The 14,407-nt window shown below is 53.4% G+C and carries 17 protein-coding genes; 7 read left to right on the top strand and 10 right to left on the bottom strand.

The annotated features are described in order from the left end of the window. The first annotated feature begins 80 nt into the window (after positions 1-80). Positions 81-710: a transcriptional regulator RcsA gene (gene rcsA, locus ACSOSI_RS16175; RefSeq protein ID WP_012145772.1), complete on the top strand. Its 630-nt coding sequence runs from the start codon at positions 81-83 to the stop codon at positions 708-710. 212 nt (positions 711-922) lie between these two features. Here the strand turns inward: rcsA and dsrB are convergent, their stop codons facing one another. From dsrB to ACSOSI_RS16190, 3 genes are all read right to left on the bottom strand, one after another. Beyond that, positions 923-1,138, bottom strand: a complete 216-nt coding sequence (gene dsrB / locus ACSOSI_RS16180; protein ID WP_012145773.1) for a protein DsrB — start codon at positions 1,136-1,138, stop codon at positions 923-925. A gap of 346 nt (positions 1,139-1,484) precedes the next feature. Then, positions 1,485-1,697, bottom strand: a complete 213-nt coding sequence (gene cspE / locus ACSOSI_RS16185; protein WP_004946278.1) for a transcription antiterminator/RNA stability regulator CspE — start codon at positions 1,695-1,697, stop codon at positions 1,485-1,487. 284 nt (positions 1,698-1,981) lie between these two features. Beyond that, positions 1,982-2,848 carry an ion transporter gene (locus ACSOSI_RS16190; protein WP_017893294.1) on the bottom strand — a complete coding sequence of 289 codons (867 nt, stop codon included), beginning with the start codon at positions 2,846-2,848 and terminating at the stop codon, positions 1,982-1,984. Positions 2,849-3,001: 153 nt separating this feature from the next. Between ACSOSI_RS16190 and ACSOSI_RS16195 the strand changes: the two genes are divergently transcribed. From ACSOSI_RS16195 to ACSOSI_RS16205, 3 genes are all read left to right on the top strand, one after another. Next, positions 3,002-3,385, top strand: a complete 384-nt coding sequence (locus tag ACSOSI_RS16195) for a hypothetical protein (RefSeq protein ID WP_012145775.1) — start codon at positions 3,002-3,004, stop codon at positions 3,383-3,385. Between the two features lie 510 nt (positions 3,386-3,895). Next, the gene (locus ACSOSI_RS16200; RefSeq protein ID WP_012145776.1) at positions 3,896-4,105 is read left to right on the top strand and encodes a hypothetical protein; all 210 of its coding nucleotides are present in this window, start codon (positions 3,896-3,898) and stop codon (positions 4,103-4,105) included. Positions 4,106-4,263: 158 nt separating this feature from the next. Further along, the gene (locus tag ACSOSI_RS16205) at positions 4,264-5,271 is read left to right on the top strand and encodes an NAD(P)H-quinone oxidoreductase (RefSeq protein WP_012145777.1); all 1,008 of its coding nucleotides are present in this window, start codon (positions 4,264-4,266) and stop codon (positions 5,269-5,271) included. 40 nt (positions 5,272-5,311) lie between these two features. On the opposite strand, the gene ACSOSI_RS16210 is transcribed toward ACSOSI_RS16205, so the two are convergent. Both ACSOSI_RS16210 and ACSOSI_RS16215 read right to left on the bottom strand, forming a co-directional pair. After that, entirely contained in the window at positions 5,312-6,391 is a 1,080-nt protein-coding gene (locus ACSOSI_RS16210) for an endonuclease/exonuclease/phosphatase family protein (protein WP_261413521.1), read from the bottom strand. Positions 6,392-6,500: 109 nt separating this feature from the next. After that, a complete protein-coding gene (locus ACSOSI_RS16215) occupies positions 6,501-7,553 on the bottom strand; it encodes an SDR family oxidoreductase (protein WP_476705784.1) in 1,053 nt (350 codons plus the stop codon). A gap of 115 nt (positions 7,554-7,668) precedes the next feature. Between ACSOSI_RS16215 and ACSOSI_RS16220 the strand changes: the two genes are divergently transcribed. Next, positions 7,669-8,601 carry a LysR family transcriptional regulator gene (locus ACSOSI_RS16220; RefSeq protein WP_476705785.1) on the top strand — a complete coding sequence of 311 codons (933 nt, stop codon included), beginning with the start codon at positions 7,669-7,671 and terminating at the stop codon, positions 8,599-8,601. A gap of 3 nt (positions 8,602-8,604) precedes the next feature. On the opposite strand, the gene ACSOSI_RS16225 is transcribed toward ACSOSI_RS16220, so the two are convergent. The 4 genes from ACSOSI_RS16225 to ACSOSI_RS16240 form a co-directional block, all read right to left on the bottom strand. After that, positions 8,605-8,994, bottom strand: coding sequence for a YidB family protein (locus ACSOSI_RS16225; protein ID WP_476705786.1), 390 nt, complete (start codon positions 8,992-8,994; stop codon positions 8,605-8,607). A 94-nt stretch (positions 8,995-9,088) separates the two neighbouring features. Continuing rightward, positions 9,089-9,337 carry a GlsB/YeaQ/YmgE family stress response membrane protein gene (locus ACSOSI_RS16230; protein ID WP_012145782.1) on the bottom strand — a complete coding sequence of 83 codons (249 nt, stop codon included), beginning with the start codon at positions 9,335-9,337 and terminating at the stop codon, positions 9,089-9,091. A gap of 496 nt (positions 9,338-9,833) precedes the next feature. Next, a complete protein-coding gene (locus tag ACSOSI_RS16235; RefSeq protein ID WP_476705787.1) occupies positions 9,834-10,736 on the bottom strand; it encodes a LysR family transcriptional regulator in 903 nt (300 codons plus the stop codon). Positions 10,737-10,789: 53 nt separating this feature from the next. Continuing rightward, a complete protein-coding gene (locus ACSOSI_RS16240) occupies positions 10,790-11,563 on the bottom strand; it encodes an SDR family oxidoreductase (protein ID WP_476705788.1) in 774 nt (257 codons plus the stop codon). Between the two features lie 271 nt (positions 11,564-11,834). Here ACSOSI_RS16240 and ACSOSI_RS16245 point away from each other — a divergent pair, with 271 nt between their 5' ends. Next, on the top strand, positions 11,835-12,251 hold the full coding sequence (locus tag ACSOSI_RS16245) for a VOC family protein (protein ID WP_012145785.1): 417 nt from the start codon (positions 11,835-11,837) through the stop codon (positions 12,249-12,251). A 54-nt stretch (positions 12,252-12,305) separates the two neighbouring features. Here ACSOSI_RS16245 and ACSOSI_RS16250 read toward each other — a convergent pair whose 3' ends face one another. Beyond that, positions 12,306-12,500 (bottom strand): hypothetical protein, encoded by a 195-nt coding sequence (locus tag ACSOSI_RS16250; protein WP_012145786.1) that lies wholly within the window; start codon positions 12,498-12,500, stop codon positions 12,306-12,308. 185 nt (positions 12,501-12,685) lie between these two features. Here ACSOSI_RS16250 and ACSOSI_RS16255 point away from each other — a divergent pair, with 185 nt between their 5' ends. Continuing rightward, the gene (locus ACSOSI_RS16255; RefSeq protein WP_476705789.1) at positions 12,686-14,236 is read left to right on the top strand and encodes a sensor domain-containing diguanylate cyclase; all 1,551 of its coding nucleotides are present in this window, start codon (positions 12,686-12,688) and stop codon (positions 14,234-14,236) included. Positions 14,237-14,407: the final 171 nt, after the last annotated feature.

Here is a 14,407-nt window from a genome sequence, read left to right on the forward strand (position 1 = left end):
TTTTGTTCTTTTTTGCCTTTTAGGCTTCAGGCTTTTTCTTTTTGTTACCGCGGTAAAACGGATTTAAGTGGGGGTGAGATATGCCAACGATCATTATGGATTCATGCAGCTATACCAGATTGGGTTTAACAGACTACCTGACAACGCACGGAGTAAAAAAACGCCAGATTAATGCTATTGGTGATATCGACGATCTGCATGAAAAATGCAGCAAGTTGAAGCCTAGCCTGGTATTTATTAATGAAGACTGTTTTATACACGAAGCTAACGCGACGGAACGTATAAAAGGGGTGATATCACTGCACCCTGACACCTTATTCTTCATCTTTATGGCCATCACCAACGTACATTTTGACGATTATTTATATGTTCGTAAAAATGTCATCATCTCGTCAAAATCGATCAAACCAGAGACTATGAATCAACTACTTAGTCACTATCTGGAAAGAAAAGCTCCTCGCACTGAAAAAACCTCATTTGATCAGACTCCGGTTACGCTCAGCCAAACTGAATCAAACATGTTACGCATGTGGATGTCGGGTCAGGGCACCATCCAGATATCCGACCAGATGCAAATTAAAGCCAAAACCGTCTCTTCCCACAAGGGAAATATCAAAAGAAAAATTAAAACGCACAACAAACAGATTATTTATCATGTTGTTCGTTTGACCGACACGCTAACCAGTGGGATATTTGTCAATAGCCGCTAGGTTAAAAGCTTTGTTGTGTACTCTGCCAAACGTTGGTTTTAAATGTTGTTCAGCACAGAGTGCTGGAAACCACGCATTTAAATAACCTAAATACCTGCTCGCGACGAAAATCTCGGCCGCGGCGGGTATTCCCGCAGCAAAAAACCGATTATTCCTAGCGCTGTGAAATAATCACCCACCGTAAATCTTGCAAATTAAATTAACAAACCGGGCTATTTGGAGTCTGGAGCCTGAGAAGCGACCTGTCGCAGTTCAACAAAGGTGCCGTCACGACTGTCTATCTCGTTAAAGAACCAGACACCGGCAGGATAGTCAGGCAAAGAGACCAGATACATTACCCCCTCGTTAAACTCTTCTACCGCCAGAATCACTCCCTCACGCCGTTGCTCACCATCAGTTTTTACCGTTACCAGATCGTTAGCTTTCATGCCCTACCCCATCATTTGTCATTGATGTCAGTGTATTACAAAATGCGGTAAGAAAAATACCGTACACTGCAGTAAATCCGCAGCTCTCCTGCGTAGCGCCTTTCTACAAGCGTAGCAGGCCATTCGGCCCGTGGCCTTTTCACATTCTTAACGTTTTGTCCGCAGAATCTTAAGCGCGCAACAGGTAGTCTATGCTCTGGTGCTTCCCCCCCAGAGAAGTACCTGCAAATGAAGAAGTAACAAGGAACTTTTGCCCGCAGACTTGCGGGCTTTTTTTTGCCTGCGGCAAATAGCAGGCACAAAAAAACCCGCCTTGGCGGGTTTTTATTAATCAGCGAGAGGCCGATTAGATAGCGGTAACGTTAGCCGCTGACGGACCTTTAGCACCGTTCTCGATAGAGAACTGTACGTTCTGGCCTTCAGCCAGGGTCTTGAAGCCTTGATCCTGGATAGCAGAGAAGTGTACGAACACATCTTTGCTGCCGTCTGCTGGAGTGATGAAACCGAAACCTTTAGACTCGTTGAACCACTTCACTTGACCTTTGATCATGTTAGACATGTTTAATTCCTACAATATTAAATTTACGCCACCATGGGCAAGAAATAGCCGGTCATCAGTTACTTATGGAGGCACTAGAAAGGAAATTCGTCAGTGAAGAGCTATCTAGGATAACGCTTTAAATTTGAACTACTTTACTCAAAATGTCGTGCATAAATAGGTCTGTACCACAGGCCGAGAAGCATTAACTCATGACGGGGCTTTAATAGCAACTCTTTTTATAAGCCCCTCTGTGGAAACGAGGCTAAACGCACAGGATTTCACCCGATCTGCTTAATTTGTCGTCATTTGTGACTGTGTTTTCCGGCTAGCGGGGGTAAGGCACTGCCACAATATTTACAAAATATGGCCTCAGTCTCGTGGCCACCTCTTTGACATTGCTCACAATTACGCCTTTCGCGGTTACGTTGCAGCTCCTGCGACATATAGGCCGTCAGAATGCCGGTTGGCACCGCAATGATTGAATAGCCCAGCAGGATAAGTACCGAAGTCAGTAACCGCCCCAACGGGGTATGGGGAACAATATCGCCGTATCCCACGGTGGTCAGCGTCACTACCGCCCAATAAACGGAGGCCGCCAGGCTGGTAAAGCCCCCGCTGCCCCCCTCAATCGCATACATCAGGCCGCCAAAGACGCACAGCACCACGGCGACAAAACCAAAAAACATCGCCAGCTTGTGACGCGCCAGTTTGATGCTGCGCCAAATCATGCCCATCTCGCTCATGTAACGCAGCAGTTTCAACACCCGTAACACCCGCAGTATCCGCACGACGCGCAGCAGCATCACGAATTCCACCGTCATATGCGGGTAAAACCAGATGATGTACATCGGCAGTACCGTCAATAGGTCGACAACGCCGAAAAAACTGCGGGCATAGTGCTGGTCACGCGGGGTGCTCCACAGCCGTAGCAAATACTCGATCGTGAAAATAACGGTAAAAAAAATCTCGGCATAAAAGAAAAGATAAATCGCTTGCTGCCCCGGCGCGTATAAGGCGCTGCCTCCCGGCTCAAGAAACAGCAGCACCACGCTGAGCAGCGCGGTACTGACCCAAAAGGCTTCCATCCTGCGGCCGCTACGGGAGTGGTTGTCGAACAACAATCGATAACTGCGTTGGCGTAAGCTCAACGACGCAGTGTCAGTGGTCATAGCTCAATGTCTTATAAAGAGAAGTTACTCATAGAGTAGACCCGAACGCTGGCGCCGCCAACTCTGCTCTGCGCCATTTTCGGCCACAAATGATAGTAATTCTCGTCTGACTAATTTATAGTTGCGCGGCGTAACTATAAAGGGAGATTGACCATGCTGAGATGGCATACGCTGGCAGCGTCCTGCTGCACTGCTCTGTTGATACTGAGCGCCCCCGCCCAGGCGCTGGACCTGTCCTACACCGCACCGGACCCCAGTATCAAACCGGCACCCGCACCGCAAACCGCCCTTGGCCCGGAAAAAAAATCGGCCAAGCCACCGGTGGTGTGGTCGGAAACAGAAGACAAAACCGGTTTTCGCGTTGATATGGAATGTGATCACCCCGGCTGCAGTCGCCCGCGCGCCAAGCCGTATTCGTCGCTTAAATACGGCCCGAATAACGGCCCGGTGAAAAAAACCGATCGCCGCCGTCAGTCGGATCCCTACTCCACCGATCAGGAACCTGATTACAATGTGAGCATGGGTTATCAGTGGTAACGCGGCTTTAAGAGTTATCCCTATATCGGCCGCAGCACAGTGTTCATACAATGACACCCTGTTCACCACTCCTCCTGGTGCTGAACACAACAAGCTGTGTTGCAATATTTTATGCGCCTCCCTATAGGCGCTTTTTTTATGCCTGAATATCAAGCACCTGCCGACTTACAGAATGGTCTCATTGCTGCGTAACGTGATAGCTGTCACAAATAACCACTCCTTAGCCATGCTTTATCGGAGGGTTGTCAGATGGCGACTGAATATTTATCTTTGCTGGCCGTATTAGCCGGCATCGCAGGATTCGCGTTGTATAAGCACTTCAAATCTCAGAAGAAAAGTACCTTGCTGCGTCCCTACGATCGTTAATGCAAGCGTACAGGGGCATGGCATTAACACCCTGCCCCTGGCCACAGAACTGCACCCTGTCATTTTTTCATCACAAAATTGTCACAATATGGCCATATCATGGTTGGCGATTATCCGCACTGGCTTAATACCAAGGATTTCGTTATGACCACCATCAGAGCAACCAACCACCAGGAAGCCGAAAAGCTGATCCGCTACGGCACGGCAAAAAAAATCGAACTGGCCTATGACATCGACAGCGACGACTTTTTCCAGCTCGCCAGCCTGTGGTGTGATCGAGGCGCCAAAATATCCAAAGGGAAAGAACATTTTATCGTCTCGCTAAAAGGTTTTCGCATCCCGCCCAATGACTAATCCCATGCCGCCCCTGCGGCGGCGCCCCACCTTTCCCCTTGCGACCGCCCTATGATCCACATTCTCCCTTCGGCATTTATGTAAGATAAAACATGAATTACAGCAGGCGGTTACCTACACTGGTTACTGCGCCTGAACGCCAACTGAGGAGAATCACCATGTCAGCCAATCCAGCGCTGCCCAACACCATGAAAGTCGTCGAAATCAGCCAGCCTGGCGAACCAGAGGTTCTGATTAGCAGCCAAAGACCGCTGCCAACCCTGCAACAGGGAGAAATTCTGGTGAAGGTTGCTGCCGCCGGCGTTAACCGCCCTGATGTGATGCAACGCCGCGGCCAATACGCACCGCCTGCTGGCGCATCGGACATTCCTGGTCTGGAGATCGCCGGTACCGTAGTCGCTATCGGTATTGGGGTACAAAATTACGCCATCGGCGACGCGGTTTGCGCCCTGATTGCCGGCGGCGGTTACGCAGAATACTGCAAAGTACATGAAAGCAATGCGCTGCCGGTACCCGAGGGCTTTAGCCTGATTGAAGCGGCGGCGATCCCGGAAACCTTCTTTACCGTGTGGGTCAACGTGTTCCAACGCGGGCACCTTAAGGCTGGCGAAACCGTATTGATCCACGGCGGAACCTCCGGTATCGGCACTGTCGCCACCCTGCTGGCGAAAGCCTTTTGCGCCCGGGTGATCACCACCGTCGGCTCCGAAGAAAAGCGCCAGGCCAGTCTGGCATTGGGTGCCGATGTGGCGATTAACTACCGCAACGAAGATTTTGTTGAACAGACCCAGCGCGCGACTAACGGCAAGGGAGCCGACGTGATTGTCGATCTGATTGCCGGTGATTACGTGGCGAAGAACTACCAGGCGGCGGCGATGGACGGGCGCATTGTGCAAATCGGCACCCAGAACGGCGTGGTGAAGGAACTGAACCTGATGCCACTGCTGATCAAGCGCCTGACCCATACCGGCTCGACCTTGCGTGCACGCAGCGTGGAAGATAAAGCGCAAATTGCCGCTGATTTACGCCAGAAGGTGTGGCCGCTGCTGGAGCGCGGCGCATTAAAACCGCAGATATTCAAAACCTTCCCGCTGGATCAGGCCGCGGAAGCCCATGCGCTGATGGAGTCCAGTCAGCATATCGGTAAAATCATGCTGACTATCTAGGTCACACGCCCCCCGCAGCAGGGGTCGCGGGGGGATGATTTCAGCTGCCTGGGGTGTGGACCTCTTCCGGCGTGGAGTCGGTATTGGCTAACTTCTCTTGCGCCAGCGCTTCGTCTTCGCTGTCTTTCTCCAGGCTTTCCTGCTGTGCCCCCTGCTTCGGCGAATACACCAGTTCCACCATTATCGGGAAGTGATCCGAGCCGACGCTGGTTAGGCGACGCAGCGAACCGAGAACAAAATGATCGCTATGAAACACATGGTCCAGGGGCCAACGCAGGAACGGATAACCGGCGTGAAAAGTGCTGAACATGCCACGGCCACGGCGCGGATCCAACAGGCCGCTGACTTTCAGAAACAGCCGGGTGGTGGTCGACCAGGCCACATCGTTCAAATCGCCGGTCACAATTACCGGTAACTCCGATTTGGCTGCGCTTTTGCCCACCATCACCAGCTCGGCATCGCGATCTTCCGACTCTTCATTCTCGGTCGGGCTGGGCGGCATCGGGTGCACACAGTGCAGTCGTATCTGCGGCCCTTGCGGCAAATGCACCATCATGTGCATCGACGGGATCTGCTCATCCACCAGATATTGTATTTGCGCATCGCTGAGTTTCAGCCGCGAATAGACATGCATGCCGTACAGGTTATCCAGCGGGCATTTCAGGCTGTGAGGATAGTCCTGTTCCAGCGCCGACAGCTGCTGCTCCCACCAGGCATCGGTTTCTACCGCCACCAGCACGTCCGGCCGTTCGGTCGCCACCAACGCCAACAGTTTCTCCGCCTGCCGATTGGGCGTTAACACGTTGGACACCAGAATGCGGATACGCGGTTTCTTCTGGTAGCCGGTAAAATCCAGCACCTGGGGTTTGCTCAGCCGGGTATAAGGGTAAATCCACGCGGCCTGATAAGCCACACAGGCCAGGTTCACGGCCATCATGCCCCACACCCAGGGTGACAGCGGTACAAACAGCAGGTTAAGCAATAACACCAGCAACGAGAGCGCCAGTATTTGCAGGCGGGGGAAATCCCACACCCGGATCCACCAGGCTGCATGCTTTGAAAGTGGCGCAATGGTCACCAGCGCCAGCAAAAGCGTCAGTATGGCGGTTATCCCTGTCACAGTTAATTCCTCATCATCGATCCGGGCCGGTCGGGGTGACGGCCTCCTGACTGCCGCTTGGTGCGGCAGCCAAAGATTGCCATAAAAAATGCCTGTCCCGCCAGCCGACTTAAGGAATTATCTTGCGACGGCGGAATTCGTCAAACAGCGCGAACAGCATCGCTTCGGTTTCGACAAATTGATGGAAGCCAAAACGGCGTGCCTTACTGCCATCGGCAAACATGTCGTAATCCCACGAGAAAACAAAATCGGCAAAACGCCAACTCGCCACCGCGCGGTAATCCGTTTCGACTAAATGATGCTGTTGCGCCAACGCCTGCCACAGCTCACTTTTATCCGCCATCACCGACTCCAGCGGCATCGGCAACGGCGGCGCCACTTCCAGATCAAAATAGCCGGCAATTTTCGGCCACAGCTCACTCCAGCGGAACAGGTCACCGTTATTGATGTTAAATGCCTGATTAGCCGCCGCCGGCTCCGTAGCCGCCCACAGGGTAGCTCGCGCCAGCAACCCGGCATCGGTCATTTCCAGCAGGCTGTGGTAAGCCCCTGGTTTGCCGGGAAAACGCAATGGCAGCCCCAGCGCCTTGCTGATCGAGGCATAAACCGCCAGGGTCAGCGCCAGATTCATCGGGTTGCCAAGCGAGAAACCACCGACGACGCTGGGGCGAATGGCGCTCCAGTGCCAGTTTTTCCCCTGCTGGCGCTGTTCAAGATAGCTTTGCTGCTCCAGATTAAACTCCGGCGGCATATGCCCGGCATCACTCTCACGCGCCGGGGTTTTGAACGGCCCTAAATGAGCGCCATACACTTTATAGCCTTGCATCAGGCTAATGTGCTCCAGGCCATGCGCCACCGGTTCCAACGCCTCCACCACATTGCTTAGCATCGCCAGGTTTGGCGCCACCAGCCCCGCCCAATCCGGCGCATCCTGATAGGCAGCGTAGAAAATGTGGCTGACCTGGGTCAACGATCGCAAGGCATCAGCCGTTGCCTGTGTATCCAACAGATCGACCGCCAGATAACGCACCTGCGGCCGGTCAACGCCTCCGCGCCGCGACAGGCCAATCACCTGCCAACCCTGTTGTTCCAGCTCTTCAATCAGCTTGCCGCCAATAACGCCGTTAGCGCCGACCACCAGCGCCAGTTTGTCGTTTTGCATGTTATGTCTCCGCTTCAGTATCTATTGAGACTTTCACTATGATTTATTAGTTAAGCTTGCGGTAGGTGAGGTTTATTACTATCACTTATAAGTAAAATCTATAGATGGAGGGCCGATGGACAAGCTAAACGCCATGCAGACTTTTGTTCGGGTAGCCGAGTTGGGCAGCCTGTCGGCCGCCGCTCGCGATCTGGGCCTGACACAACCGGCGGTCAGCCAACAGATCGCCAGCCTGGAACAACAGCTGCGCGCACAACTGCTGTTTCGCAGCACCCGCGCCGTGACGCTGACCGATGCCGGTGCGGGCTATTACCGACAAATCAAACCGATTCTGGCGGCGGTGGGTGAAGCGGAAGAAGTGCTACATGGCCAAAACCTGCGGCTGCAGGGTTCGTTACGCATCCATGCACCAACAGGTTTCGGCCAACAACACCTGACGCCGCTGGCGATCGCCTTTCAGCAACAGCATCCGCAACTGAACATCGAACTGTTGCTGGACGATCGTCGGGCGGATGTGATCGGTGAAGGCATCGATGTAGCGATCCGCTTTGGCGAACTGAGTTCACCTGGCACGGTGGCGCGACGACTGGGAGAGTTACAACGCATTCTGGTGGCCTCACCGGCTTACCTGGCAGCCCAGGGTGAACCGCAAACGCTGGCAGAGCTGGCAACCCATCCGCACATTCGTTACAGCGGCCTGAGCGACGCAGACACGCTGACGTTAATCGGCCCTCATGGCCCCGAGATGGTGGAACTGCGTCCGGTATTCCGTGCTAACAATACTTTTTCATTGCTGGCGGCGATTGAGTCGGGGCTGGGCATTGGCGGCGCACAGCGGCCATTAATCGGTCGGCAATTGGCGAGTGGCGCGTTGGTGCCCATTTTGCCGGCCTGGCGTTATCCGCCGATGGCGCTGCATGCGGTTTATCCCGCGGCGCGCTTTATTCCCGGCAAAGTGCAGGCCTGGGTGGAGTATTTGCTGACGGCATTGGGGAACATTGAAGGCATGACGTTAAACTATGCCCCCGACCAGGCGCCGGAGGCATAAACATTATTTGAACAGTTTACCGACCATATCGCCCAGTTCATTGCTGTCCTGCTGCACTTCGCCATTTGGCGATGCGGCGTCAGCGACCGTTGGCAGGAACTGCGCAATAGTGGCGGAGGCCTGAGCCGGATCGACGCCCAGCTTTTCGGCCAGCTGCTTGATGGCATCGCTGCCCAGCGCCTGCTGCACGTGATCGCCGTTGATCTGCTGGTTTTCACCGTTGCCCAGCCATGAACCGACCACATCGCCGAATTGCCCCTGACGGAACTTGTCCAGAATCGCCTGCAGGCCGCCCTGTTGCTGAACCCATTGCATGATGGCGACGTAATCGATGCCTTTACCGCCGTTGGCACCGCCGAGAATATTGCCTAATACGCTATCAAAAAGACCCATGGTAATCCCCTTCCAGTCGTCGGCTCAGGCCGCTCGACCCTTGTGATTTAACGAAAAAAGGGCCGCCGCAGCGACCCTGTTGATCAGCATCTGATTAGCTTCTGATCTTTCTGTAGACAAAAAGCACCACCAGGGCACCGATGACTGCGACAACAAAGCTGCCCAGATTGAAGCCATCCACGCGACCCATACCGAAGAAGGTACTGATATAGCCGCCGACAACTGCACCGATAATCCCCAGAATGACGGTCACGATAAAGCCACCACCGTCTTTGCCCGGCATGATCCATTTAGCCAAGATACCGGCGATTAACCCAAAAATGATCCAGGAAATAATGCCCATTTTTACTCTCCCTATTACTTTTTGCCTTAAGAAACCCTATCACCAGACCCACGACGGCGCCTGCTCGATACTTTCACACCTGCCCCTTCCCTTAACGGCAGAACGATACAGGGTAAATCACGATAAACACGCGTCTTCACACAACTACTATAGTCAAATATCAGCAGTTTACCCATTTCCGTCCGTCTGAATTTTACTGTACGAAAATCAGCCGAATTCATCTCGCTGTCATTTGTACAGGCTATAACGACAGGCGAGACTTCACGCCGGAGACAGACCATGACCAACACGCCGTTTCTGCTGATACTGGCCGCCATTTATGCCCTGGCTGCCGCCTGGGATGGTTCAGCCGCTCTGCTGTTGATGTAATGTTACACATCCTTTGTCACTTTTTTGGCGGTTTTAATTGTGTCTTGTTTTTACAGAAATTTAATTGCCTGAAAGCCAATAATAAATAGCATCTCACTTAGATAAAAATCCCATTGGCCCGCAGGCCTCAGGTTTCGCAGAACGGCTTGATTAACTGGCTGAACCATTCGGCAAAGGCGGTTAAACGCGCCGAACGCTGACGACGATGGGGATAAAGCAAAGCCATGCTCATTGCCGGTGGCCGGGCCTGCGGCAAGATCTCGCACAGGCTGCCGTTATCCAGGTAGTGTTGAACATCAAAACGCGGTATCTGCATCATTCCCAACCCCACCAGGCAACAGCCGATGTAGTTTTCCACATTGTTCACCGTCACCCGACTAGGCAACGTTTTCTCAAAATGCTGTCCATCCTGCTGCCACTGCCAGCTATCCGCCCCTGCCAGGGTCGGCTGCGCATAGCCCACCACCCAGTGATCTTCCAATTGGGCAGGATGCTCCGGGGTCCCGTAGCGCTGCAAATAATCCGGACTGGCACAGTTGATCATACTCAGGCGGCCCAGCGGCTGGCTGACCAGACTGCTGTCGCTGAGGTTGCCGACGCGCACCACACAATCGATCCCTTCCTGGATCAGATCGACTGAACGGTCGCTGGCGCTGAGAAACAGTTGGATTTCGGGATACTGCAGAAAAAAGTCCGGCAGCGCCGGCACGATCATTCTCCGGGCGATTCGGCTGGGGACATCGACCGTCAAACGCCCCCCGATCGGGCCGTTTTGCCGGTGAAACAGACTTTCCAATGCCTGCACGTCAAACAGCAGGCTGCGTGCCTTTTCGAGCAACAGTTCACCGTCGCTGGTCAGTTGTACCCGGCGAGTGGTGCGATGAAACAGGCGGGTGCCCATTTCATGTTCCAATTGCTGTATCGCGGCCGAAACCGTGGTTTTTGGCATCAGCAGGATCTGCGAAGCCCGGATAAAACTGCCCACTTCGGCCACCTGGATAAAGACCCGCAATCTCCCTATTTTATCCACCGGCAGTGCATCCTGTTAAACAGGCTGCGGCATCGGCCGCAGCAAAATTGATATTAACGGGTAGTATAGCCACCGTTGGCAAACAGCGTCTGCCCGGTGATCCACCAGCCGTCGGTGACCAGAAATTTGACGATCGGCGCGATGTCCTCAATGTCGGTCAGGCCGGTTTTCGAGAACTTGCTCAGCGCCGCGGCGCTGCTGTGATATTCCACCGCCTCTTTGCTTTCCTGCCCATAGAAGAACGGCGTATCCATTGGGCCGGGGCCGATGGCGTTCACGCTGATGCCCCGCTCGCCAAACTCTTTGGACGCGGCACGGGTAAAGTGCTCCACCGGTGCCTTGCTGCCCGGATAGACGGCATAAAACGGCGTATAAACCGCCAGCAGTGAGCTGACGATGGACACAATGCGACCGTTGTCGGCCAAATGCTTGCCCGCCTGCTGGATAAAGAAGAAAGCCGCCTTGGAATTGATGTCAAAACTGCTGTCGTAGTCCGCTTCGGTCACCTCGGCAATAGGTTTTTTGATTACCAGACCGGCGGTATTAACGGCAATATCCACTTTGCCGAATGCCTTGATAGCCTGCTCAAACAGCTGCGCCACGTTAGCCGGTTTAGTCAGATCGCCCTGCACCGTTATCGCCTGTGCGCCCGCCGCTTTAACCGCCTTCAGCGTTTCCTCCGCTGCCGCCCGGGTCGCATCGCTGTTGTAATGCACGACTATCGCTGCTGCACCGCCGGCCGCCAGATCGCGCGCTACCAGGCCACCCAGGTTCTTCGCACCGCCAGCGATCAACACCACTTTTCCATTTAAAGATTGTTTGCTCATTACAGTGACTCCGTTAGTGAAGGTTGTAACGAGTATAGGAACTGTGACCGCTCAGATAATCTGTCTAAACCGGGATGAACCATCCCGGTTTTTCGGTCAATACTGCTGGGCGGGCGAAAAATCCCCACAGCGTGATCGGCAGCCAGGCATTCAGCGGAAATCGCACTACACTTGTAAGTTTCCAACAGCAATAGTCGCAATTAGAAACTATTGTTTCCCGCCCGCCGTAGGCCGCTAAACGCCCAGACGGGCCATAACAGAGGTCAATGTCATGGTGATTCAACCCTACTTATTCTTTAACGGTAACTGTGAACAGGCGGTGAACTTCTACGTGCAGCAGTTGGGTGCCACGCTTGAAATGATGATGCGTTACAAAGAGATGCCCGAAGAAGCCAAACAGGGCAACCCTCAAGACGTCAATCCGGAGTCCATCATGCATGCCCGGCTGCTGATCGGTGAAACCGCGCTGATGGCCTCGGATGGCTGCCCGCAGGAGGGTGCCGACGCATCACACAAAGGATTTGCCCTGTCGCTCAACCCGAGTACCGTGGATCAAGGCCGCGAACTGTTTGAAAAACTGTCACAGGGCGGCCAGGTAACCATGCCTTATCAGTCCACCTTCTGGGCCAAAGGTTTTGGTATGCTGACCGACCAGTTTGGCGTCAATTGGATGATCAACGTTGAATAGTGCTTCATCCCGCTGCGGTGTCCGCTCTGATAGCGGGCATCGTGGTATCAACCATCAGTTGTAGTGATACCAGTCATAGGCCGCCATGGCGAACAGCACAAACAGCGCCGTCAGCAGCACCAATCCCAAACGCCAGTAAGGCGACTTACGCTGCCGCCAGGCAAACAGGATCATTAACGCCAGTACTCCCAGCGTCACCGGGTAATAAACCACCAGCGTCAGCAAAGTAATAATGATGTAGTCAGACATGCAAGCGATCCCTGTATTCTCTCCGCAGGTTTAATGCGAAGGGTATGATCGGAGGCAATATATTCTTCCTCTGCCCTCAACAACTTATTCATTTTCGCCGTTTAAGGTGTAGTGGTCCAGGTGATTAGCGAATAAGATGTAGGATTGTTCTTACCTCGATTTAAAGATTGTACAGCAAGGGTGACATGACACAGCAGCAACTGCAGGATGCCGAACGGCCTCGCAACGGTAAAAACTCCCCGTTATTATTTCAGGCCGGCGTGTTTGTCGTCATCGTTGCCGTTACGCTGATCCTGTTTAACGCCTGGCAAATTTGGAATGCCCATCAGCGCGACTTGCAAAGTGCCGAGAATGAATCCGCCAATTTGGCCCGTGCGCTGGCGCAGCATGCCGATGACACCTTTATGCAGACCGACAGCACGCTGTCCGATCTGAGTGAACGCATTCAGGTTGACGGGCTGGCTAGCCCACAGCTGTTACGATTGCAAAAAGTGATGCAAACACAGGTGGGTAACCTGCCACAACTGCACGGGCTGTTTGTTTACGATGCGCAAGGTAATTGGGTCGTCACTTCATCAGGCCGCTTTGTACAAAACGCCAACAATGCCGACCGGGAATATTTTAAATATCACCTCGAGCACAACAGCAATGCAGTTTATATCGGCAAGGTGGTGCGCAGCCGCTCTACCGGCGATTTGATCATTCCGGTATCACGCCGTTTCAACCACCCGGACGGCAGCTTTGCCGGGGTCGTACTGGCCACATTGTATATCAATTATTTCCGCCAGTTTTACGATACCTTTGCGCTAAACAGCGATGCTTCACTCAACTTACTATTGGCGGACGGCACCATTCTCTACCGTCGCCCTTATTCCCTGGCGGCCATCGGCAAGAATATTTCCGAGGGCGTGTTGTTCCGGGAAATATTGCCACATTCCGAATTCGGCAATGCCACCATTACCTCACGCTACGACAAGGTGGAACGGATTTACGGCTATTCACGGGTTACCCGCTATCCACTGGTGATTGCCGCCGGGCTGTCGAAAAAAGACGTGCTGGCTGATTGGCGCAACGATTCCGGCCTGTTTGCCCTGGGTGGTGCCACCCTGCTGGCGATCCTGTTGGCTATGGGGATGGTGTTGATGCGTCAGATAAACCACAGCGTGCGCACCGAAGCCGAGCTGATGCGCACTCGCGATCAGCTCACCAGTATCAACCGCACCCTGGAAGAACTGGCCTTGCTGGACGGCCTGACCGGGCTGGCCAACCGCCGTCAGTTTGATATTGCCTTAAAGAATGAGCTGATGCGCGCCTCACGCAACTACCGCAGCGTGGCGCTGTTGATGTTGGATATTGACTATTTCAAGCAGTATAACGACATCTATGGCCACGTCGCCGGCGACCAGTGTCTGCAACAGATCGGACAAATGCTCAAGGGAATGGCCAGCCGCAGCAACGACATTATGGCCCGCTACGGCGGCGAAGAAATGGCCATCATATTGCCGGATACCGACGCCCAGGGTGCACTGATTTTCGCCGAGCGCGTTATCGAAGCGGTGCGGGAGCTAAAAATACCTCATGATGGCAACCCACATGGCGTCATCACCATCAGCATAGGGATCTACGCCAAGGTGCCGCATATGTATAACGACACGCCGATGAGCTTTATCAATCAGGCGGACAGCGCACTGTACCAAGCCAAAGCCCAGGGCAAAAACCGCATTTACTCCGCTTGACCCGATGGGCCGCCTTTAACTAAAGGCGGCCCCAGATAAAAAGCTCAGACCACCTAATAGAATTATCCTGCCTGGTCGATGCTTTTGATTAATTTCCAATAACAAACACATTAATTCCGCTTAAATCTATTTTTACCCATTCGTGCGATTAGACTCATCGTTTAATATCTG

This window comes from Serratia sp. AR11 (genome assembly GCF_056376275.1).